The sequence below is a fragment of the Caballeronia sp. SL2Y3 genome (assembly GCF_022879575.1).
GTDB lineage: Bacteria > Pseudomonadota > Gammaproteobacteria > Burkholderiales > Burkholderiaceae > Caballeronia.
On sequence record NZ_CP084262.1, the window covers coordinates 143,061 to 164,224 of the forward strand.

General features: G+C 62.4%; 19 protein-coding genes. 11 read left to right on the forward strand and 8 right to left on the reverse strand.

Translation table 11 applies throughout. The features are described from left to right. The first annotated feature begins 22 nt into the window (after window positions 1–22). From deoC to LDZ26_RS19700, 8 genes are all read left to right on the forward strand, one after another. Window positions 23–1,030 carry a deoxyribose-phosphate aldolase gene (deoC, locus tag LDZ26_RS19665; RefSeq protein WP_244850930.1) on the forward strand — a complete coding sequence of 336 codons (1,008 nt, stop codon included), beginning with the start codon at window positions 23–25 and terminating at the stop codon, window positions 1,028–1,030. A gap of 26 nt (window positions 1,031–1,056) precedes the next feature. After that, window positions 1,057–3,447 carry an aldehyde dehydrogenase family protein gene (locus LDZ26_RS19670; RefSeq protein WP_244850931.1) on the forward strand — a complete coding sequence of 797 codons (2,391 nt, stop codon included), beginning with the start codon at window positions 1,057–1,059 and terminating at the stop codon, window positions 3,445–3,447. A 76-nt stretch (window positions 3,448–3,523) separates the two neighbouring features. Next, the gene (locus tag LDZ26_RS19675) at window positions 3,524–3,997 is read left to right on the forward strand and encodes an RbsD/FucU family protein (RefSeq protein ID WP_244850932.1); all 474 of its coding nucleotides are present in this window, start codon (window positions 3,524–3,526) and stop codon (window positions 3,995–3,997) included. Next, window positions 3,994–4,929 carry a ribokinase gene (rbsK, locus tag LDZ26_RS19680; protein WP_244850933.1) on the forward strand — a complete coding sequence of 312 codons (936 nt, stop codon included), beginning with the start codon at window positions 3,994–3,996 and terminating at the stop codon, window positions 4,927–4,929. The genes LDZ26_RS19675 and rbsK overlap by 4 nt, the downstream gene beginning before the upstream one ends. Continuing rightward, window positions 4,926–5,969 (forward strand): ABC transporter permease, encoded by a 1,044-nt coding sequence (locus LDZ26_RS19685; protein WP_244850934.1) that lies wholly within the window; start codon window positions 4,926–4,928, stop codon window positions 5,967–5,969. Before rbsK ends, LDZ26_RS19685 begins: the two co-directional genes overlap by 4 nt. Window positions 5,970–6,034: 65 nt before the next feature. Next, a complete protein-coding gene (locus tag LDZ26_RS19690) occupies window positions 6,035–7,039 on the forward strand; it encodes an autoinducer 2 ABC transporter substrate-binding protein (RefSeq protein WP_175945355.1) in 1,005 nt (334 codons plus the stop codon). Window positions 7,040–7,110: 71 nt separating this feature from the next. Continuing rightward, window positions 7,111–8,640, forward strand: coding sequence for a sugar ABC transporter ATP-binding protein (locus tag LDZ26_RS19695; protein ID WP_244850935.1), 1,530 nt, complete (start codon window positions 7,111–7,113; stop codon window positions 8,638–8,640). Then, a complete protein-coding gene (locus LDZ26_RS19700) occupies window positions 8,637–9,698 on the forward strand; it encodes an ABC transporter permease (RefSeq protein WP_370650747.1) in 1,062 nt (353 codons plus the stop codon). Before LDZ26_RS19695 ends, LDZ26_RS19700 begins: the two co-directional genes overlap by 4 nt. Before the next feature lie 43 nt (window positions 9,699–9,741). Here the strand turns inward: LDZ26_RS19700 and LDZ26_RS19705 are convergent, their stop codons facing one another. The 6 genes from LDZ26_RS19705 to LDZ26_RS19730 all read right to left on the reverse strand — a co-directional run bounded on the left by LDZ26_RS19705 (window position 9,742) and on the right by LDZ26_RS19730 (window position 14,965). Then, complete coding sequence (locus LDZ26_RS19705; protein WP_244850937.1) at window positions 9,742–10,473, reverse strand: DeoR/GlpR family DNA-binding transcription regulator; 732 nt, start codon at window positions 10,471–10,473, stop codon at window positions 9,742–9,744. Window positions 10,474–10,601: 128 nt separating this feature from the next. Next, window positions 10,602–11,030, reverse strand: coding sequence for a hypothetical protein (locus LDZ26_RS19710; RefSeq protein ID WP_206470871.1), 429 nt, complete (start codon window positions 11,028–11,030; stop codon window positions 10,602–10,604). A 109-nt stretch (window positions 11,031–11,139) separates the two neighbouring features. Next, window positions 11,140–11,970 (reverse strand): alpha/beta fold hydrolase, encoded by an 831-nt coding sequence (locus tag LDZ26_RS19715; RefSeq protein ID WP_244850938.1) that lies wholly within the window; start codon window positions 11,968–11,970, stop codon window positions 11,140–11,142. 74 nt (window positions 11,971–12,044) lie between these two features. Further along, the gene (locus LDZ26_RS19720) at window positions 12,045–13,307 is read right to left on the reverse strand and encodes a LysR family transcriptional regulator (protein WP_244850939.1); all 1,263 of its coding nucleotides are present in this window, start codon (window positions 13,305–13,307) and stop codon (window positions 12,045–12,047) included. A gap of 59 nt (window positions 13,308–13,366) precedes the next feature. Continuing rightward, window positions 13,367–14,206: a siderophore-interacting protein gene (locus tag LDZ26_RS19725; protein ID WP_244850940.1), complete on the reverse strand. Its 840-nt coding sequence runs from the start codon at window positions 14,204–14,206 to the stop codon at window positions 13,367–13,369. 12 nt (window positions 14,207–14,218) lie between these two features. Continuing rightward, complete coding sequence (locus LDZ26_RS19730; protein WP_244850941.1) at window positions 14,219–14,965, reverse strand: PadR family transcriptional regulator; 747 nt, start codon at window positions 14,963–14,965, stop codon at window positions 14,219–14,221. Window positions 14,966–15,150: 185 nt separating this feature from the next. Between LDZ26_RS19730 and LDZ26_RS19735 the strand changes: the two genes are divergently transcribed. From LDZ26_RS19735 to LDZ26_RS19745, 3 genes are all read left to right on the forward strand, one after another. Next, window positions 15,151–16,359, forward strand: a complete 1,209-nt coding sequence (locus LDZ26_RS19735) for an MFS transporter (protein WP_370650748.1) — start codon at window positions 15,151–15,153, stop codon at window positions 16,357–16,359. 107 nt (window positions 16,360–16,466) lie between these two features. Then, a complete protein-coding gene (locus LDZ26_RS19740) occupies window positions 16,467–18,203 on the forward strand; it encodes a histidine kinase famiy protein (RefSeq protein ID WP_244850943.1) in 1,737 nt (578 codons plus the stop codon). A 29-nt stretch (window positions 18,204–18,232) separates the two neighbouring features. After that, on the forward strand, window positions 18,233–18,523 hold the full coding sequence (locus LDZ26_RS19745) for a hypothetical protein (protein WP_244850944.1): 291 nt from the start codon (window positions 18,233–18,235) through the stop codon (window positions 18,521–18,523). Between the two features lie 54 nt (window positions 18,524–18,577). Here the strand turns inward: LDZ26_RS19745 and LDZ26_RS19750 are convergent, their stop codons facing one another. Beyond that, window positions 18,578–19,918, reverse strand: a complete 1,341-nt coding sequence (locus tag LDZ26_RS19750) for an SLC13 family permease (RefSeq protein WP_244850945.1) — start codon at window positions 19,916–19,918, stop codon at window positions 18,578–18,580. Window positions 19,919–19,936: 18 nt separating this feature from the next. Beyond that, window positions 19,937–20,971 carry an amino acid ABC transporter substrate-binding protein gene (locus tag LDZ26_RS19755; RefSeq protein WP_244850946.1) on the reverse strand — a complete coding sequence of 345 codons (1,035 nt, stop codon included), beginning with the start codon at window positions 20,969–20,971 and terminating at the stop codon, window positions 19,937–19,939. Between the last annotated feature and the right edge of the window lie 193 nt (window positions 20,972–21,164).

Sequence of the window (21,164 nt, forward strand, 5' to 3'; positions counted from 1 at the left end):
AAGCGCACAGCCTACCGATCTCATGCTGGAAACCGCATCGAAGTCCATCGTCGCGTGGCCCGGAACCGCTCACCCGGCCACGCGCGCGCGCAATCCCGGCGTCCCTTTCGACCTCGCATGGCTCGAAGGACTGCGCGTCAATCAGTCGGCGGTCGCGCGCCGGGCCGCGAGCTTCGGCTTGCGCCGCTCCGTCAAGAAAGACGCGCAGGCGGCGTGGCTCTTGAAGGCGATCACCTGCATCGACCTCACGACGCTAAGCGGCGACGACACCACCGCGCGCGTGCAACGGCTCTGCGCCAAGGCGCGCCGCCCGCTGCGCGAGGATCTGCTCGACGCGCTCGGCATGTCCGATCAGCCGATCACGACAGGCGCCGTGTGCGTCTATCACCGCTTCGTCAAGACGGCCGTGGAAGCGCTCGCCGATAGCGGCATTCCGGTGGCGGCCGTGTCCACCGGATTTCCCGCGGGCCTGAATCCGCATGCGCTCAAGCTGCGCGAGATCGAAGCATCGGTGGCGGACGGCGCGAAGGAAATCGACATCGTCGTGACGCGCGAGCACGTGCTGACCGGAAACTGGCAAGCACTCTACGACGAGATGCGCGACTTCCGCGCGGCTTGCGGCGACGCGCACGTGAAGGCGATTCTCGGCACCGGCGACATACGCACGCTCTCCAACGTCGCGAAGGCCTCGATGATCTGCATGATGGCCGGCGCGGATTTCATCAAGACCTCGACGGGCAAGGAAGGCGTCAATGCGACGCTCGACGTGTCGCTCGTGATGGTGCGCATGATCCGCGAATACCTGGCGCGCACGGGTATCGCGATCGGCTTCAAACCGGCGGGCGGCGTGTCGACCGCGAAATCGGTGCTGCAGTATCAGATCCTCATGAAGGAGGAACTCGGGCGCGAATGGCTCGAAGCGGACTTGTTCCGCATTGGCGCATCCAGCCTGCTTGCCGATATCGAGCGGCAACTCGAACATCACGTGAGCGGGCGCTATTCGGCGTTCAACCGCCATCCGGTCGCCTGAACCAGCCCAATACAGACACAAGCCTCATGAGCGTAGCCCACTATTTTTCTTCGATGGAATACGGACCCGCACCGGAAGACGATCGCGCCGTGCGCGCATGGCTCGATCAACACGCCGGACGCTTCGGCCATTTCATCGACGGTGCGTGGCGAGACGGCGCGGACGAACATCGCTTCGGTTCGCGCGAGCCGGCGACGGGCCGCGTGCTCGCGTCGATCGCGCAAGGGTCGAGCGGCGATGTGGATGCCGCCGTGCAAGCCGCGCACGACGCGCTGGAATCCTGGCAAGGCATCGGCGGCGCGGGCCGCGCGCGGCACCTGTACGCACTGTCGCGCATGGTGCAAAGGCATAGCCGCCTCTTCGCCGTGCTCGAATCGCTCGATAACGGCAAGCCGATTCGCGAATCGCGCGACATCGATATTCCCCTTGTTTCAAGGCACTTTCTGCATCATGCGGGCTGGGCGCAATTGCAGGATCGCGAGTTCGCGGACTGGGCGCCGCTCGGCGTGATCGGGCAAATCGTGCCGTGGAATTTTCCGCTGCTGATGCTCGCGTGGAAGATCGCGCCCGCGCTTGCACTCGGCAATTGCGTCGTGCTCAAGCCCGCGGAATACACGTCGCTCACGGCGTTGCTCTTCGCGGAACTCGCGCATCGCGCGGGTTTGCCGAAGGGCGTGCTGAACGTCGTGACCGGCGATGGCCGCACGGGCGCGGCGCTCGTCGAGCATCCGCGCGTCGCGAAGATCGCGTTCACCGGATCGACGGAAGTGGGCCGCCAGATTCGCGCGACGACGGCGGGCTCGGGCAAATCGCTCACGCTCGAATTGGGCGGCAAGTCGCCGTTCATCGTGTTCGACGACGCCGATATCGACTCGGCTGTGGAAGGCGTCGTCGATGCGATCTGGTTCAATCAAGGCCAGGTGTGCTGCGCGGGTTCGCGTCTGCTCGTGCAGGAAGGCATCGAAGCGCGCTTCATCGACAAGCTCAAGCGCCGCATGGAAACGCTGCGCGTCGGGCCGTCGCTGGACAAGGGCGTCGACATGAGCGCCATCGTCGATGACGTGCAGCTCGAACGCATTCGCGCGCTCGTGGCGAAAGGCGAAAGCGAAGGATGCGAGATTCATCAGCCGTCGCGTCTCGCGCTGCCCGAAGGCGGGGCGTTCTTCGCGCCGACGCTGGTGACGAACGTCGCGCCGGCATCGACGCTCGCGCAAGAGGAAATCTTCGGGCCCGTGCTCGTCTCGATGAGCTTTCGCACGCCCGACGAAGCCGTCGCCTTGGCGAACAACACGCGCTATGGCCTCGCCGCGAGTGTCTGGAGCGAGAACATCAGCCGCGCGCTGGACGTCGCGCCGCGCCTGCAATGCGGCGTCGTTTGGATCAACGCGACGAATCTGTTCGATGCGGCAGTGGGCTTCGGCGGCTATCGTGAGTCCGGTTTCGGGCGGGAAGGCGGACGCGAGGGCATATACGAATATCTCAAGCCGCGCGCATGGTCCAAGCTGCCGATGCGCTCCGACACGCAAGCGCCGCCCGCCGAGCCGGACTCGCTGCTGGAATCGGCGAACGTCAGCGCGATCGACCGCACGGCGAAGCTCTTCATCGGCGGCAAGCAGACGCGGCCGGATAGCGGTTACTCGCGGCTCGTTCGCTCGCCTGCGGGCGAGATCGTCGGCGAAGTGGCCGAGGGCAATCGCAAGGACATTCGCAACGCAGTGGCGGCGGCGCGCGGCATGACGAAATGGGCGGCAGCGAGCGCGCACAACCGCGCGCAGGTGTTGTATTACCTCGCGGAGAATCTGAGCGCGCGAGCGGAGGAATTCGCACGCCAACTCTTAACGCGCGCGGGTTCCAGCGAACGCGACGCGAAGCGCGAAGTCGATGCGTCGATTGCCCGCTTGTTCACGTATGCAGCGTGGGCCGACAAGTTCGACGGCGCGGTGCATGCGCCGCCGTTGCACGGCGTCGCGCTGGCGATGCACGAGCCGGTCGGCGTGATCGGCGTCATCTGTCCGGACGAAGCGCCGTTGCTCGGTATCGTCTCGCTGATCGCGCCCGCGCTCGCGCTGGGCAATACGGTCGTGGCGGTGCCGAGCATGACGTGCCCGCTCATGGCGACGGACTTCTATCAGGTCGCGGATACGTCCGACGTGCCGGGCGGCGCGCTCAACATCGTGACCGGCGACGCGCGCTCGCTTGCGAAAACGCTGGCCCAGCACGATGACGTCGATGCGCTCTGGTGCTTCAATGGCGCGGCGCTTTCGGCGATGGCCGAGCGCGAATCGGTCGGCAATCTGAAGCGAACCTTTGTCGATCACGGACGACTGTTCGACTGGCATGATGCATCGAGTGAAGGTTTGCCCTTCTTGCGCCAAGCCGTGCAAGTCAAGAATATCTGGGTGCCGTACGGAGACTGATCCGCGGCACTCGTAATCCGAGGTTCAACGGCGCAGATCCTGGAACGGGACGCGCCCATGCATGGAGGAGACGCTCTTGCTGAAGAACATTGACCCGCTTCTGAACGCCGACATTCTTTACGCGCTGGCCGCGATGGGACACGGCGATGAAGTCGTCGTTTGCGACGCCAACTTCCCCGGCGATTCGGTCGCGCGACAGACGGTCCTGGGCAAGCTCTTGCGGATCGACGGCGCGAATGCGCCGCGTGTCGTGCGCGCGGTGCTGTCGGTGATGCCGCTGGATACCTTCGTGGACGATCCCGCAGGCCGCATGGAAGTCGTCGGCGATGCAACGACGTTACCCGCCGTGCAGCGCGAAGCGCAACGCGAAGTCGATCAAGCGGAAGGCCGCGAAGTGGCGTTCGCGCCGATCGAGCGCTTCGCGTTTTATGAGCGCGCGAAGAATGCTTACTGCGTCATCCGCACGGGCGAGACGCGCGGTTACGGCTGCTTCATCTTCAAGAAAGGCGTGCAGCTCGCGCCGGATGCGCCGCAAGGGGACGCGCCATGAGCGGCAGCGTCGTCATCCTCGGCATCTATGTGACGGACCTCGCTTTCCGCGCAGAGCGTATGCCCTTGCTTGGCGAAACGGTGGCGGGTTCCGCGTTCGCGATGGGACCGGGCGGCAAGGGTTCGAATCAGGCCGTGGCCGCCGCTCGCGCGGGCGCGGACGTCGTCTTCTGCACGCGCATCGGCAACGATGCGTTCGGCAAGATCGCGCAGGCCACGTGGGCGGCCGAAGGCATTACATCGCGAGCCAGCGTGATAGACGATACCGCGACCGGCGCCGCGCATATCTATGTGGACGAGAACACCGGCGGCAACGCGATCATCGTCGCGGCGGGCGCGGCAGGCACGCTCGGCCCCGATGACGTGGATGCCATCGAAGCGGACATCGCGAACGCAGCCGTCTTCGTCACCCAACTGGAGCAGCCGATTCCGGCCGCGAAACGCGGGCTCGAACTCGCCCGGAAGCATGGCGTGACGACCGTTTTCAATCCCGCGCCCGCACTCGCACTCGACGACGATATCTATCCGCTTTGCGACTACATCACGCCGAACGAGACCGAGGCGGCGGCATTGACCGGACTCGCCGTGAAGTCCGTCGACGATGCGCGTCGCGCGGCGGATGTTCTGTTGAGCAAAGGCGCGCGCGCGGCGATCATCACGTTGGGCGAAGCGGGCGCGCTTCTGCATAGCGCGAACGAATCGGTGCTGGTTCCTGCGTTCGAATGCGGGCGCGTGGTCGAAACCGCCGGGGCGGGCGATGGCTTCACCGGCGGCTTTGCAGCGGCGCTCGCGCGCGGCGACAGTGCGCTCGATGCCGTTCGCTTCGGATGCGCGTTGGCGAGCATCTCGGTCACGCGGCCAGGCACCGCACCCTCGATGCCTCGCCTCGACGAAATCAATGCGTTGTTGAGTGAAAGGAGCGTGACGCAATGAAGGCGTCGAAGTGGCTCGCTGACCGGCAGTTCAACTTTCTGATCGGCGTGAATCTGCTGGTGGTGATCGTCGCGACCTGGCTTTCGCACGGCCAGTTTCTCGACATCGACAATCTTCAGTCGATGGGCGGCCAATTGCCCGAACTCGGCTTGCTTGCGCTCGGCATCATGTTGTCGATGGTCTCGGGCAATGGCGGCATCGACCTCTCGGGCGTCGGGCTCGCGAACCTGTCGGGCATGGTCGCGGCGATGGCTCTGCCGCACATGGTCTCCGCCGACGATTCGCCCGCGCTCTATACGGCCGTGTTCGTCGGCATCGTCGTCGCGATGGGCCTGATCGGCGGCCTGCTGAACGGCGTGGTCATCGCCAAGCTCAGGCTGACGCCGATTCTCTGCACGCTCGGCACGCAATTGCTCTTCACGGGCATCGCCGTCGTGTTGAGCAACGGCGCGTCGGTGCGAGTCGAATATGTCGATCCGCTGTCGAACATCGGCAACGGCACGTTCCTTCAGGTGCCCATCTCGCTGTGGATCTTCATTGCGGCGGTGCTCGTGCTCGGCTGGGTCCTCAAGCGCACGCCGTTCGGCCTGCGGCTCTACCTCATGGGCACCAATCCCAAAGCCGCCTTCTATGCGGGCATTCCGCGCGCGCGCATGCTGATTCTGACTTACGGCATGTGCGGCGTGCTGGCATCGCTGGCGGGTCTCATCAGCGCGACGCATACGTCCAGCGCGAAGTGGGATTACGGCAACTCTTATCTCCTGATCGCGATCCTGATCGCGGTGATGGGCGGCGTGAATCCGGCGGGCGGCTACGGACGCATTGTCTGCGTGTTTCTCGCGGCAACGGTCCTGCAATTCCTGTCGAGCCTCTTCAATCTGCTTGGCGTCTCCCAGTTTTTCGGCGATTGCGCGTGGGGTTTCCTGCTGCTCGCCTCGCTCGCCTTCGCGGGCGGCGAGCGTGTCCGCGCGATCTTCGGCATCGGCGGAGCCAAGCCCACATCCAAGATTCCACCGCCGCCTGCATCGACGGGACGTTGACCACTCGCTTGTGATTGCTTCAAAAGACCATCGAACGACATTCGAAACATAAAGGAGACAACACGATGAAGCTCAAGACTTTCGGCACCGCGCTGACCGCCATTGCGCTCGCTGCGGGCGCGGTCATGGCCGCCCAGGCCGCGACGAACGAAACGATCGTCACGGTCGTCAAGGTGACCGGCATCAACTGGTTCAATCGCATGGACGACGGCGTGAAAGAGTTCGGCAAGGCGAACCCGAACATCAACGTCTATCAGACAGGACCCGGCCGCGCCGACGCCGCGCAGCAATTGAAGATCATCGAAGACCTGATCGCGAAGAAGGTCACTGCGATTGCAGTGGTTCCGTACGATCCGCCGACGCTCGAACCCGCGCTCAAGAAGGCAATGGATCGCGGCATCAAGGTGGTCACGCATGAAGCCGACAACGCAAAGAACACGATGGTCGACATCGAAGCGTTCGACAACACCGCATACGGCGCGGGCCTGAACGAACGTCTCGCGAAGTGCATGGGGCAGCAGGGCAAGTGGGCGGTGCTGGTCGGCTCGCTCGGCAGCCGCTCGCAGGTGCAATGGGCGGACGGCGGCATCGGCAACGCAAAGGCCAAGTATCCGAAGATGGATCTCGTCGAGCCGAAGCTCGAAACGAATAACGACGGCGAGCGCGCGTATCAGGTCGCGAAGGAAGTGCTGCGCAAGCATCCGGACCTGACCGGTTTTCAGGGCTCTTCGTCGCTGGATGTGATCGGCATCGGGCGCGCAGTGGAAGAGGCCGGCAAGGTCGGCAAGATCTGCGTGTACGGCACGGGTCTGCCCACCGAAGCGGGCAAGTTCCTCGAAAGCGGCGCAATCAACGGCATCGCATTCTGGGACCCGAAGCTCGCCGGCATCGCGATGAACAAGGTGGCGCAGATGCTCGTCGACGGCAAGACGGTGGAGAACGGCGCGGACCTCGGCATTACCGGCTATAACAAGGTCACGGTGAGCAAAGGGCCGGGCAAGGGCGTGATCGTTCGCGGCACCGGCTGGGTGGACGTGGACAAGACGAACTACAAGCAATACCCGTTCTGATGCGACTGATGTGATGTTAGCGGCGCGCGACGTTCGACGTCCGACGCGCGCGCCGCCCCAATCCATACGCCATGACCCAAGAGACACCGCTCCTCGAAGTCGTCGATATTCATAAGCGCTTTACCGGCGTCTATGCGCTGCGTGGCGTGAGCCTCGCGTTTCAGCGCGGGCAGATTTATCACCTGCTCGGCGAAAACGGCTGTGGCAAGAGCACGCTCATCAAGATCATCTCGGGCGCGCAGCCGCCGGACGAAGGCGAGCTCGTGATCGAAGGCGCGCGTCATGCGCGGCTCTCGCCGCTCGAAGCATTGTCCGCCGGCATCGAGACCGTGTATCAGGACTTGTCGCTTTTGCCGAACATGAGCGTGGCCGAGAACGTCGCGCTGACTTCGGAGCTCGCGGAGCACGCAGGCAAGCTCGCGCGCACGTTCGACCGGCGCGCGCTCGCCACGACCGCCGCACGCGCGCTGGAAGCCGTTGGTTTGCCGGGCGATGCCGAGTTCCAGAAGACGCTGATCGAACAATTGCCGCTGGCGACGCGCCAACTCGTGGCCATTGCGCGCGCCATTGCGAGCGAAGCGAAGTTCGTCATCATGGACGAGCCCACGACCTCGCTCACGCAGAAAGAGGTCGACAACCTGATCGCGGTGCTTGCGAGACTGCGCGCGCAAGGCGTGGCTGTGCTGTTCGTGAGTCACAAGCTCGACGAGTGCTATGCGATCGGCGGCGAAGTCATCGTGTTGCGCGACGGTCAGAAGATGGCGCAAGGACCGATCGAACACTACACGAAGGCGCAGATCAGCGAGCTCATGACGGGCAAGCATCTTTCGACCGACCGGTACCGCGAAGAAGGCGAGGCGCGTGCATCGAAAGTCGTGCTCGATGTAAAGGAACTGGGCCGCAAGGGTCAGTTCGCCGACGTATCGTTCGCTTTGCACGAAGGCGAGATTCTCGGCGTGACGGGACTGCTGGACTCCGGCCGCAATGAACTGGCGCGCGCGCTCGCGGGCGTGGCACCGGCGGACAGCGGCGTCGTAACGCTCGACGGCATGCGCGTTCGCCTGCAATCGCCCGCGGATGCCAGAACGCAACGCATCGGCTATGTGCCGGAAGACCGCCTGAACGAAGGGCTGTTTCTCGACAAGCCGATCCGCGATAACGTCGTGACCGCGATGATCGCGAGCTTGCGCGACCGCATCGGGCAAATCGATCGCAAGCGCGCGCAGGCGCTGGCCGAGCGCACCGTCAAGGATCTGCAAATCGCCACGCCCGATGTCGACAAGCCAGTGCAGTCGCTTTCCGGCGGCAACCAGCAGCGCGTGCTGATCGGCCGCTGGCTCGCGATCAATCCACGCGTGCTGATTCTGCATGGCCCGACAGTCGGCGTCGATGTTGGCTCCAAGGACATCATTTACCGCATCATGCAGCGGCTGTCGAAAGAGGGCATCGGCATCATTCTCATCAGCGATGATCTGCCCGAACTGCTGCAAAACTGCGATCGCATTCTGATGATGAAGAAAGGCCGCGTCGCCGGCGAATATCGCGCCGATCGTCTGAGCGAGGCCGATCTGTATCACGCGCTACTTTCTGAGGCAGCATGAGCATGAGCGAATCCATCCGCGGCGCCGCAAGCGAGACCGTGCCGCAAGCCGCGAGCAACGTCGCGCCCCGCGTGCGCAAGGGCAGTCTCTACGCGCAATTGATGCGCAAGCCGGAGTGGTTCACCGCCGGGCTGATCCTGGTCACGTGTCTGATCGTGGGCAGTCTCAACCCGCGCTTCTTCCAGTTCGCAACGCTCTTCGACATGCTGCATTCCGCGACCACGGTGTCGCTGTTTGCACTGGGGACGCTCGTCGTGCTCGCGTCGGGCGGGATCGACGTATCGTTCACGGCCATCGCTGCGTTGACGATGTATTCGATCACGAAGGCGGTGTTCGCATGGTGGCCCGAATGTCCGTTCGCGCTGATCGTGTTGACGGGCGCATTGGGCGGCGTGCTGCTCGGTGTCGTCAACGGCATGCTCGTGCATCGGCTGAAAGCGCCTTCGCTGATCGTCACCATCGGCACGCAATATCTGTTTCGCGGCTTGTTGCTGACCTTCGTCGGCACGCAGTTCTTCATGAACATTCCGCACAGCATGGATGTGTTCGGCCGCTTGCCGCTTTTCTATTACCACACGGCGGACGGCTTGCGCGCGGTGCTTCCCGTGTCGGTGCTGGCGCTCGTGATCGCGGCGATCGTCACATGGTGGCTGCTCAATCGAACGATGATGGGCCGCGGCGTCTATGCAATGGGCGGCAGTCTCGCCATTGCGGAACGGCTCGGCTATAACCTGCGCGCGATCCACTTGTTCGTGTTCGGCTACACGGGTCTGCTCGCAGGCGTGGCGGGCATTCTGCATGTATCGACGAACCGGCTCGCCAATCCGTTCGATCTCGTCGGCACGGAACTCGATGTCATTGCCGCGGTGATACTCGGCGGCGCGCGCATTACCGGCGGCACGGGGACGGTGACAGGAACGCTGCTCGGTGTCGTGCTCGTCACGCTCATCAATAGCGTGCTGATTCTCGTGGGTGTACCGAGCACGTGGCAGAAGGTCATCATCGGCGCATTCATTCTGGTCGCAGGAACGCTCTTCGCGTTGGGTCGCAGGCAGTAGCGCAACGCGTGGCGCATTCGGACTTACGGGACTTACGCTTCTGCTATTCGCGTGAGTCCGTGCTGCGCCGTTGCCCTTCCTCTGTAATGACAGAGTCGAAGTCTGAGATCTGCGAGAAGCGCACCGCTTTCACCTTGCCGAACTTACTCGCATCGACGACCAAATGCCGTTCGACGGAACTCGCCATGGCCGCTTGTTTGATGGCGACTTCATGAAAGTTCCAGCACGTCACGCCGCGTACTTCATCGACGCCGCCGGCCGACATGAATGCCTTATTGATTCCCATGCGCCGAAGCGTTTCGACGCTTTCATCGCTGGCGAATGATTCCGACGAAGGCACGTACACGCCGCCGAGCAAAATCATGCGGATGTTCGGCTTGCGGCGCAGAATCTCCGCGACGTTGAGCGAGTAACACACCACGGTCAGATGCATTTCAGCGGGAATCTGCCGCGCGAGTGTCGTCAACGTCGTGCCGCAGTCGATGAACACAGTCTCGTTGTTCGCGAGCAGGCGCGCCGCATGACTCGACGCAATGGCTTTCGCTTGCGCGAAGTGATCCTTCTCCTCGTCGATGGTATAGCCCGCCGCATTGGGCAAGTCCGCCGCGCTCACGATATAACCGCCCAGGTAAGTGAACTGCCCGGGGTTGGCCGCAACGTCCCTGCGCACCGTCATTTCGGAGACACCGAGAAGCGCGGCGGCATCGCGAAGACGCATCACGTTTTGTTTTTCTAATGCGCTCGAGAGCGTGCGGAGGCGGTCGATCTTGGCCATCGTTTTGCAGTGCTTTCCACGCGTCGACGATTGTGAGTTTCTGGTCTTGCGTTGATAGGATTATAACAACGCAAGGCGCGTGCAATGAGCGCCTTGCGTGAGTTCACGGGTAAATACGGAGCGTGCTCTTACGCGCCTTCGTTCTCTTCGAGCATCACTGCAAGCGTGCCGGCTTCGCTTTGCACGCCTGCATCGAGGTCGATTTCATTCGGCGTCATCTTTGCAATGGCGCGCAACAGGCGCGGCGAGAACGTTGCGCCGAATAGCGCGATGGCGTCTTCGCGGCGGCGGTCGTCGGCATGCGCGAGCGAGCGCAGTTCGCTGAGCGGAAGTCCGACGAACAAGTCGAGCGGATACGGCGGAGCAGCAAGCGCGGCCGCCGCAGCGGTGGCCGCCGTCGCTCCCGGCGCGCGTACGCGCAAGCCCGGTTGCAAATGTTCAGCGAGTTCCATCGTGATGTCGTAGTCCGCCTCGAATTCGAGGGACGTTCGCGCTTCGCTCTGCAGGAAAGGCGCAACGGTTTCCAGACGCGCGAGTTCTTCATCGGTCAGCAGCATGGCATTTCTCCTTCGATAAACGCAGCGAGGTTTGCTTGCATCGGACACTTAGCTAAATGCTTGCCCGGTAGCCGAACGGAACCCTAACGCCTTTGGCGGAAAAATTGACTCACGCAGTCCGCTCTGCATCGAAGAAGGCGGCAATGGCTTCGTTCACTGCTTCGGCTGCGTCGCGGTGAGGCGAATGACGGCAGTCCGGCAGCTTGACGAGATGAGCGTGAGCAACCGCTGCCTTGATCTTGTCGATCTGCTGCATGGACGCGTATTCATCGTCGTAACCTTGAATGGCGAGCAGCGGCCGGCGGATGGATACGAGCGTCGTGGTGATATCCCAATGAAGGAACGCGGGATCGAGCCATGCGTCGTTCCATCCATAGAAGGCGGAATCGACATTCTGATGGTACGGCTCAAGACGCGAGCGCAAGGCGCCGCTCTCATAAGCGCTTCGCGCTTGCGTGATTGCCTGAACCGTCATCGGCTCGACGAACACATGCGGCGCAAGGACGGCGACACCGGCCAACGACTCGGGATACGCGCTTGCATAGAGCAAGGCGATCGTCCCGCCGTCGCTATGCCCGATGATCCACATGCGAGCGCGCTCGCTTTGGTTCACGCCGATCGCATCGAGCAGCGCAGGCAGGACGACCTGTGCTTGATGATGCAGGAAATCTGCCGCCCAATGCTCGTCTGCGCGACGCGGCGTCGAACGTCCATAACCCGGACGCGAATACACGAGTCCGCGGCAACCGAGGCGATCACATAGCGACTGCGGCCAGTCCTTCCATAACGCAATGGAACCTAGTCCTTCGTGCAGGAATACCGCTATGGGCGCGTCTTTGAGCTCGGCGTTGAGCCATTGATATTCGATGGATACCGGATACAGACCGCCGGTCACCTGAGCATATTGGACAGCGTCGATAGCGCTTGTGGAATCATTCATGGCTTGAAATGTCGCGCGAAGAATCACTCATTGAGGTTCAAGAGTACGATGAATTGGTCGGCAGCATCACCGCGTTATGCACGATGTTTCGTCAGCTTCGCGCCGCCCGCCCAATGCGCGAGTTGATCGACTGTCAGGCGAATCGCGTCGATCAGCGCGCGGGCTGCCGGAGAAGGCGTGCTGCCTGCGCGTAACGTGAGCCCGATATCGCGCCGTGTGTTCTGCATAGCGATATCGAGCACGACGAGTTGCCCCGACTCGCATTCATAGTGCAACTGCTGCGCCGATACGACCGCGAGCATATCGGTGTGCGTGAGCAAGCCACGGATCACGGCAAGGTCGGCGGTCTCGACCGTGGGCATCGGCGGTTTGAGCCTGAGCCGCTTGAACTGTGCTTCGAACATGCCGCGTGCGGGCGCGTGACTACGCGGCAAGACCCATTGCGCGGCGCTCAACTCTTTCAACGTTAAACCCTCGGCTTTAGCGAGCGGATGATCGCGCCGCGCGATGACCACCATGTCCTCAGACATCAGGCGCTCGTTGGTCAATCCGCTCGATGCATCGTTCGGCCTGAGCGCGCCCAGAACGAAGTCGATGTCGCCCGCTCGCAAGCCGGCCACGAGCGGTTCGTAGGCGCTCTCATCGGTAGCTATCCGCACGCCCGGATATTGTGAGGCCACGCGCGCAATCGCCCCCGGAAGAATCAGCGTCCTGCCGAGCGGGAGCGCGCCGACGGTCACATAGCCTTGAATGGTGCCGCGCAAAGCCGCGATATCGTCCGGGATGTGGCGCAGTTCGTTGAGCGCGCGACGCACGTGGAGCACGAAGGTCTCGCCTTCGCTCGTGAGCAACAGGCCGCGCGGGCTGCGATAAAAGAATTGCATACCCGCGCCCGTCTCCATGATGCGGATAGCGCTGCTGACTGCGGGCTGACTGATGCCGAGCGTTTGCGCGGCGCTCGGCATGTGCCGATGACGCGCCAATGCCGAGAATAACTGTAGCCGCCGCGTATTGAGCAGGAAGGCAGGCAACGCGTTGCCGTTGGCCGAGCGTCGCCGCGACTGCCGTGCCGAGCACCACTGACCCAGCGCTTCGAGCTCCGCGAAGATCCGTTCGCAGCGCAGAAGAACGGCGCGACCCGCAGGTGTCGGCAACATGCCTGACGGGCGACGTTCGAAGAGCGTCTCGCCGACTGCTGCTTCCAGTTCCTGCAAGGAACGGGTAACAGCGGATTGCGCGCGAAAGAGGGCGGCTGCCGCGCGCGTGGCGCTGCCCGTCTGTGCCACGAGTCTGAAAGCGCGAAGATAGGCGAGGTTGAGCAGTTCCCGGTTATCCATGGCTATGCTGAAAGAGGCGTAGCCATCAGTTTAGTTTATCGCCCCACCGCCGCGCGAGTTCAGTCTTCGATCGCTCCATGCACGCCTTGCTCGCCGCGCTTCCAGTAGGCGGACGCGCGAATGCGGCGCTTGTCGATGCCTCGCTCATTGCACAACAGCTGCCGCACCGCGCGCATGAGGGCAGCCTCGCCCGCGGCCCACACGTAACCTTCGCCGTCGGGCAGATACGTTCCGCGCAACGCGAGCAAGAGGTCGCCGCCCGGGTACGCGGCCTCGCTGCGGTAGCACCACTGCACATACAGATTGGCGCGTGTATCGAATTCGATTCGCGCGGAGGGATCGGCGACTTCGAGCAGCGCCGCTACCCGCGTGCCGGGCGGAAGTTCTTCCAGGCGACGGGCGATGGCGGGCAGCGCGGTCTCGTCCCCGACCAGCAGATGCCAGTCGAACTGCGTCGGAATGACGAACGAACCGCGCGGCCCGCCGATGCCGAGGTAGTCCCCCGGCGCGGCCTTCGCGGCCCACGCGGTCGCAGGGCCGGCGTCGTGCAGCGCGAATTCAATATCCAATTCGCGCGCCGCCCGATCGAAGCGCCGAGGCGTGAAGTCGCGGGCAATGGGCCGCGGTATGGCGGGATCGAAGACGGGACCGTCCGGGCCGGCCTGCGGCACCACGGGCATGCTTTCGCCGGGGTGCGGAAAGAAAACCTTCATGTGGTCGTCGAAAGAGGCGCTTTCGAAGTCGGCAAGCGCCTCGCCTGTGAGGGTGATGCATACAAAATGCGGATTGATCGGCCGAACTCGCTTGACCTGGAGCAAGCGGAATTTCAGCGCGTGACGCACGCGCGTGACTTCCAGTTCGGCGCGGCCTTCTTGTGCTTCGACGAGTGAATCGCTCATCCTGTCGCTCCTTTATGCCTGCTTCGGCGCGTTGTCTTGTTCGATGTCGGCTGTCGCACGTGCGAGAATCGCGGCGATGCGGCGCTGCTCTTGCGGTGATGCATCGGTGCGCATGAGCAGCGCCCGCTTCAGGGCGCGTCGTGCGGCGACGAGTTCGGGCACCCAGCCGCCGTCGCCCGCATTCTCGTCGACTTCCTCGCCTGCGTAGGCCCGCCGTACGAGGTCCATCTTGCGTGCAAAATGCAAGAGCTTGGCAAGCATCAAGTCGACGCGCTCGCGATTCGCCGCGAGATATTCACGACCCGCGTCCGACAGGGCGTAGCGCTTGCGGTTGCCTTCCATCTCGACCGTCGCATAGCCGATTTCTTCCAGATACGTCAGCGCGGGATACACCATGCCGGGGCTCGGTGCATAGAAGCCGTTGGAGCGATCCGCCAGCGCCTTGATGAGTTCGTAACCGTGGCGCGGCGCCTCGGCCAGCATGGCGAGCAGCAAGAGTTGCAGGTCTTCGGACGAGAACTTGCGACCGCGCGGCATGCCGCCCATGTCGTCCGCGCCGCCGCCGAAACCGCCTGCACCACCGAAACCGCCCGCACCGAAGCCGCCGCCGAACGGCCCGCCGCCGCCGTGCCGATGACGCCCGATCATGACCCAGCCGCGCCACGCAAGGCGATCCAGGCGCTCCAGCGCATCGAAAGGAAATTTGGAACCGAAGCCGCGCGAATCGTCGCGCCTGCCGTGAAAGCAACGTGATCTCATGACTCACTCCGTTATGTCGTAAAACATATCTAAAGATATATATCGTAAGAGTGTCTGTCAAGGCGTTCTTTGGGCCCGCAACGCGGCGACTGCAGCGTTCGCGGCACGAGGCGTCAGCCGAATGCGGTATTCAAAAGACAACATTCACCTGCCATTCCTGCGAAAAAGTCGGCCGAGCACGGAGCGTGCTAAGGCACCCGCATCCTTCGACAAATGCACATACCTTTCGCATGCCGGCTTATCTCGCATTGGCACTGGTGTTCATGATCAACATGGCCGGCACGACGCTGCCCACCGCGATCTATCACGACTACCAGACGACCTACGGCTTCAGTCCCGCGACCATTACGGAGATCTTCGCCGCCTATGCGGTCGGGGTTCTCGGCGCGCTGTTGGCGATGGGCAGCTGGTCCGATCAACTCGGCCGCAAGCGCATGCTGATGGCCGGCCTCGTGGCGTCCGCCGTCTCGGCGTTGATTTTTCTCTTCGCCGACGGCCTCGTCATGCTCTTGCTCGGACGTCTCGTTTCCGGCATCTCGGCGGGCATCTTCACGTCGACGGCGACCGTCGCGGTGATCGAAGCGAGTCCGGCCGACTCGCGTGCGAAGGCCATGCTTGCTGCAACGTCATCCAATATGCTCGGGCTCGGCTTCGGACCTGTCCTCAGTGGGGCGCTCGTCGAGTTCGCGCCCTGGCCCATGCGTCTTTCGTACCTCGCGCATATCGCCTTCCTGGTGCCCGCGTGGCTCTTGCTGCGCCGCGCGCCCGAAACCGCGCGCGTGGCCGACCGCCCCAGACTGCACATGCAGCGCATCGCGCTCCCGCGCGAGGTGCGTGCTGCATTCGTGCCGGCGGCGTTGTCTGGATTCGCGGGCTTCGTCGTCGTCGGATTCTTTACCGCCGTGTCGCCGCAACTCATGCGCAACGTGCTCGGTTACCACAGCGGCTTGCTGATTGGCCTCGCAGTCTTCTTCATCTTTCTCTGTTCGGCCATCGGTCAGGCCGTCGAGAAGCGCATCCCGCAAAAATGGCGGCAGCGTACAGGTTCAGTCGCGCTTGTGATCGGTCTCGCGCTGCTCGGCCTATGCGCATGGCAGCATTCGTCCGTCGCATTCGTCATCGGGACCATGCTCTGCGGACTCGGGCAGGGCATCAGCTTTCGCGCGGCACTCGGCGAGCTATCGAATCGCAGCCCGGCCGAGCGCAAGGCGGAAGTGACAGCGGCGTTTTTCGTGGTGCTGTATGTGGCGATATCGCTGCCCGTGATAGCCATCGGCGTCGCAGTGCAACGCATCGGCATCACACCCGCGACGATCGCGTTCGCCGCGATCACGGTCGTTATCGTGCTTATTTCGCTCGGGTGGCTGCACCGCGTCGAGAAGGCGCAGTCATAGCAACGGACGAATCTGCATCGAGCAATTGGTACCATGCAAAGGTTGCCGGCATCCCCTCGATGCTTCTTTGCGCTGGGGCCTAAATCACACACACTGGCGAAGAAGATATGGCAAAGGGCAGCGACAAAGACAAAGTCTTGAACAAGCACGGCGATGAACAAGGAAATGGCCAGAGCATCGGCCGGCCCGCAGACGGCGAACTCGAAGGCAGCGCTTATTCACCCTTGGGCAATCCCGGACTCAAGCACTGGCAAGCAAGCCAGATCTCCCGGCCTGGACTGGATGACCGAAGCAACATCTTCTTCGCTGCCGTCGAAATGACGCGAATGCCGATGGTCGTAACCGACCCGAATCAACCGGACAACCCTGTCGTATTTGCCAACCGCGCGTTTCTCGACTTGACCGAGTACACCGAGGAGCAGGTTCTCGGACATAACTGCCGATTCCTGCAGGGCGCGGAAACCGATGCGCGCGCTGTGGATGAAATCCGTAATGCTCTACGTGAGCAGCGGGCGGTCGCAGTGGACGTGCTGAACTACAAGGCGAGCGGCAAGCCGTTCTGGAACGCGTTGTTTATCGGACCCGTGTTCAATAAGGAGGGAAAGCTACTCTACTATTTCTCGTCTCAGATGGACATTACTCGCCGCCGGATCTCGGAGCAATCCTTCCTGCAGGCGCAGAAGATGGAGGCCATCGGGCAGTTGACCGCCGGGCTCGCGCATGACTTCAATAACCTTCTGCAGATCATCACGGGGAATCTGGAACTGGCTGCAGCGTCCCTCGACGACAGGCAGGCGACTCGCGAAGCAATCGGGCGCGCCATGTCGGCGGGAGAGAAAGCGGGCAAACTCACTCAGCAACTGCTCACCTTCGCCCGAAAGCAACGCCTGGAGCCCAAGCAACTCAGTCTGAATACGCTGGTGGTCGAATTCAGTGAGATGTTGGTCCGAACGCTCGGCGACAAGATCGACCTGCACCTCGACCTGAAGCCCGGCTTGCCGGCGTGCACCATCGATGCAACGCACATGGAAATGGCATTGCTGAATGTGCTTATCAATGCTCGGGACGCCATGCCGAAAGGCGGAAGGGTCACCGTTGCCACCTCGGTCATCAATGATGCTGAGCGAATCGAGGCGCATAACCTGACACCCGGAATCTATGTCGTAATCTGCGTGATCGATCACGGTGAAGGCATGACGCCGGATGTCTTGAGACGGGCCACCGAGCCCTTCTTCACGACCAAGGGGCCGGGCACTGGTCTCGGCCTCGCAATGGTTCATGGATTCGTACAACAGTCGCACGGCCGGCTCGAAATTGAGAGCACGCCCGGAGAGGGAACGACGATACGCATGATTTTCCCGGTCGTCAGTCAGGCTGAGAGCGATGTAAGCCAGAAAGGCGACAAGTCTCTCAACTGGAGCACCGAAGCGATTCTCGGCAAACATACGGTGCTGGTCGTGGACGACAACCGCGACGTTCGCGAACTCGCTTTTGGCCATCTAAAAAATCTCGGCTATCGCGTGCTGTCCGCGCAGAGCGGTGAGGAAGCATTGAAAGTCATCGAGCGATATGGCGATGTCGACTTGCTTTTCACTGACATCATCATGCCGGGAGGAATGAATGGCTTGCAGCTCGTGGAGCAAGTCAGGGCACGACAACCGGATATCGCCGTATTGCTCGCGACGGGCTATATGGATCAACTCCCCGCCGCCAACGTGTCCGCCGCGTCCATCACAACGCTCACGAAGCCCTATCGGGTGAGCGATCTGGCCGAGCACGTGCGCGCTTCGCTCGAGAAGAAGGTCCCGTCTCAGGCAGCCGATGATTTCCGCCATGAAGGATGAGAACCGAACAAGGCACGTACTGATTGTCGATGGATGCAAACGCTGCGCTCGCCATCAGTCAGAGCGAACCGATCGATGCGCTGGTCACTGGCTTTCGCATGCCCGGAACGAACGGAAAAGCGCTCATCGAGCGTCTCAGGCAAACGGCGCGGCATCTGCCAGCGATCATCGCGTCCGGTTTCATTAGCGAGATTGGCGAGCGTCCGGCCGGCGTGCGCGTGATAGGCAAGCCCGTCGAGCCGGCATGTCTCGTCGAGTGCGTCAGAGAAATGCTCGCTGACGCCGACACCGTGCAATGGTTGAAACGCCCGAAAGATTGATGGTGAGAAAAATCTAAGCGTGGCAGCGTGAACTCAGGAATCGTTTATACGAAGTCAACGCAATATCTTCGATAGCATCATGACATAAGCCGCCGTCACCGCCAGTTGGAGCAGCGTAACCGGCAAACCATAGCGCAGAAATCGGGCGAACGTGACCGGACGTCCTTCGTTCGCGCAGACGCCCGCTGCGACGATATTCGCAGCCGACCCGATCAGCGTCGCGTTGCCTCCGAGCGTCGCCCCATACATCATGCCGACGAACACGGGTATCACTGTTTGAGGCCACTGTGTGAATTGATCCGCCATCGCCGCTTCGGGGACGAATTCGGCAGTCACGAGATAAGCCTTCAACATCACGATGGAAGCTGCGGCAACCGGCACGTTGGCCAATAAGGACGAGAGCAGGCCGATGCCGCAAATCATCGCGAGCGTAACGAGCGTCAGATTGGTCCCGAACCATTCATGGAGCTTCAGCGCCATCACCTGAAGCGAGCCCGTTTTGACCATAGCCTGCACGAGACAAAAGATGCACGCGAGAAACACGAGCGTTTTCCAGTCGACGTCACGCAGCACGCGATCGGTCGGTTCGATCTTGAACGCAAAGGCCACGAGAAGCGCAAGCGCGCTCGCGATCACCGCGACGGCTGGCGGAACGATGCGCGTCGGCAGTTCCTCGCCGAGGATGAAGAGCAGCATCATCAGCGCGAGCACCACAAGAGACAGCGCCGCATAAACCGGCCTTTCCAATCTTGCATGTCGGCCGCGCTTGGGCACGAGCCTGACGACGCCCCATATGTCGCGCATGATGAGCGGCAGCAACGGAACGACCGTGACGATGGACAGCAGGCCGCCGAGACTCGCGTACTTGAGGTACTCGCCGAACGTCATGCCGATGGAACTGCCGACGAGAAACGTGGCCGGGTCGCCGACGAGCGTCAGCAGTCCCGCCGCATTGCTGAGAATAGCGGTGAGAATGAGCGGCGAAGCAATGTCGACGTCCAATGCGCGGGCCACGCGAACAATGATCGGTGCGAGAAGGATCACTGTCGTCGCGTTCGGCAACAGCGCGCACAACGGCGCGACCACTACGATCAGCAGCAACAGGAAGCGCTTGCCGCTTCCCGCCGTCGCCCGCAGGTATATGTCGCCGATCACGTCGAAGAGCCCGGTGGTCGCCAAAATACGCGCCACGACCATGCCGCCGAAAAGCAAGCTGATAGGGCCGGCTGAGGTTCGCGCGGTGTCGAGCAGGTCCTGTTCGTCGAGAATGCGCAACGCAATGAGCAGGCTGGCGCCAACGAGCGCAGCCACGGTCATGTCGATGAGATTGAAAGCGATCACCAGTATGACCGTCGAGAAAACGCCCACTACGAGGTAGATCTGCCAGTCGCTCACGATGCATTCTTCCCTGCGTCATTGCATCGGCGGCGCGTACATCAGGCCGCCGCGCATCCATGATTCATTGAGTCCTCGTTTCATCTGCAAAGGGCTTGCGGTGCCGAGATTGCGATCGAACATTTCTCCGTAATTTCCGACACTGCTCAACGCTCTCGCGGTCCAGCCAGGCTTGATGCCGAGCATATTGGTCACAGCTGTGTCGGGAACCAGCGCGCGCGCCACGCGTGGATCGCGCATTCGTTCCTCGTAATTGGCGCGGGTCACGCCGAGCTCTTCCGCAGCGATCAACGTGAACAGGACCCAACGCACGACGGTCAGCCACGCGATATCGTCGTCTCGCACGACGGGGCCGAGCGGCTCCCTCGATATGCGTTCGGGAAGAATGAAGACCGACGATGCCCCGCCCGGCGCGCGAGCTTGTAGCGCGCCGAGCAGCGACGCGTCCCCCGTGACGGCGCTGCATTGGCCGTCGAGGAACGCGCGCTCGAGCGCATCCACCGATGTGACGACGAGCGGCTTAAGTTCCAGCGCATTCGCGTGGGCATACGTGGAGAGATTGCCCTCGCTCGACGTGTCGCGCTGCACGCATACCGTCGCGCCATTGAGGGACGAGGCCGCGCGTATGGAACTCTTCGTCCACACCATGAACGCTTGAGCATCGTAGAAGAGAACGCCCGCGAACTGCACGCCGAGCGTCCCTTCGCGGAGCAAGGTCCAGGTCGTATTGCGCGCGAGCAGGTCGATGCGACGCGTCCGAAGTGCGGGAAAGCGTGCGGACGTCCTGAGAGGAACGAATGCGACCTTGTCAGAATCGCCAAGGACTGCGGCAGCGACGGCTCGGCAGAAGTCGGCATCCATTCCCGTCCATCGGCCGGACGCATTCGGAACCGAGAAGCCTGCTATGCCTTCGCTCACGCCGCATCGGAGAACGCCTCTCGCTTCGATCTGAGCAAGCGTCTCTGAACCGGCGGCCAGCGATGCGGCCGGCAACGCGAAGATGAGCACTCCTGCCAGGACCACCGCGCGGATGCTCTCGGCAGCTTCTTTCATTCCATCCCCGGTTAGAGAACCGAATGCATGGCGAGTGCATTCGGCACGGCGCACGGAACAATGCGTCGCAGACTTGCTGTTAGGCGTGAATACGTTGTAGGCGAATCACTGCTCGTTTCAAGGCGCCTTTTCCCGACAGTGTGGCTTTCCTATCCGTCATCTGCGAGAGAGTTGTTGTAAGTGGATCAATAGT

What these genes read in the sequence shown, in the direction of transcription:
- deoC (WP_244850930.1), top strand. Translation starts at nt 23, where the DNA reads ATGCTGGAAACCGCATCGAAGTCCATCGTCGCGTGGCCCGGAACCGCT.
- LDZ26_RS19670 (WP_244850931.1), top strand. Translation starts at nt 1,057, where the DNA reads ATGAGCGTAGCCCACTATTTTTCTTCGATGGAATACGGACCCGCACCG.
- rbsK (WP_244850933.1), top strand. Translation starts at nt 3,994, where the DNA reads ATGAGCGGCAGCGTCGTCATCCTCGGCATCTATGTGACGGACCTCGCT.
- LDZ26_RS19685 (WP_244850934.1), top strand. Translation starts at nt 4,926, where the DNA reads ATGAAGGCGTCGAAGTGGCTCGCTGACCGGCAGTTCAACTTTCTGATC.
- LDZ26_RS19690 (WP_175945355.1), top strand. Translation starts at nt 6,035, where the DNA reads ATGAAGCTCAAGACTTTCGGCACCGCGCTGACCGCCATTGCGCTCGCT.
- LDZ26_RS19695 (WP_244850935.1), top strand. Translation starts at nt 7,111, where the DNA reads ATGACCCAAGAGACACCGCTCCTCGAAGTCGTCGATATTCATAAGCGC.
- LDZ26_RS19700 (WP_370650747.1), top strand. Translation starts at nt 8,637, where the DNA reads ATGAGCATGAGCGAATCCATCCGCGGCGCCGCAAGCGAGACCGTGCCG.
- LDZ26_RS19705 (WP_244850937.1), bottom strand. Translation starts at nt 10,473, where the DNA reads ATGGCCAAGATCGACCGCCTCCGCACGCTCTCGAGCGCATTAGAAAAA.
- LDZ26_RS19710 (WP_206470871.1), bottom strand. Translation starts at nt 11,030, where the DNA reads ATGCTGCTGACCGATGAAGAACTCGCGCGTCTGGAAACCGTTGCGCCT.
- LDZ26_RS19715 (WP_244850938.1), bottom strand. Translation starts at nt 11,970, where the DNA reads ATGAATGATTCCACAAGCGCTATCGACGCTGTCCAATATGCTCAGGTG.
- LDZ26_RS19720 (WP_244850939.1), bottom strand. Translation starts at nt 13,307, where the DNA reads ATGGATAACCGGGAACTGCTCAACCTCGCCTATCTTCGCGCTTTCAGA.
- LDZ26_RS19725 (WP_244850940.1), bottom strand. Translation starts at nt 14,206, where the DNA reads ATGAGCGATTCACTCGTCGAAGCACAAGAAGGCCGCGCCGAACTGGAA.
- LDZ26_RS19730 (WP_244850941.1), bottom strand. Translation starts at nt 14,965, where the DNA reads ATGAGATCACGTTGCTTTCACGGCAGGCGCGACGATTCGCGCGGCTTC.
- LDZ26_RS19740 (WP_244850943.1), top strand. Translation starts at nt 16,467, where the DNA reads ATGGCAAAGGGCAGCGACAAAGACAAAGTCTTGAACAAGCACGGCGAT.
- LDZ26_RS19745 (WP_244850944.1), top strand. Translation starts at nt 18,233, where the DNA reads ATGGATGCAAACGCTGCGCTCGCCATCAGTCAGAGCGAACCGATCGAT.
- LDZ26_RS19755 (WP_244850946.1), bottom strand. Translation starts at nt 20,971, where the DNA reads ATGAAAGAAGCTGCCGAGAGCATCCGCGCGGTGGTCCTGGCAGGAGTG.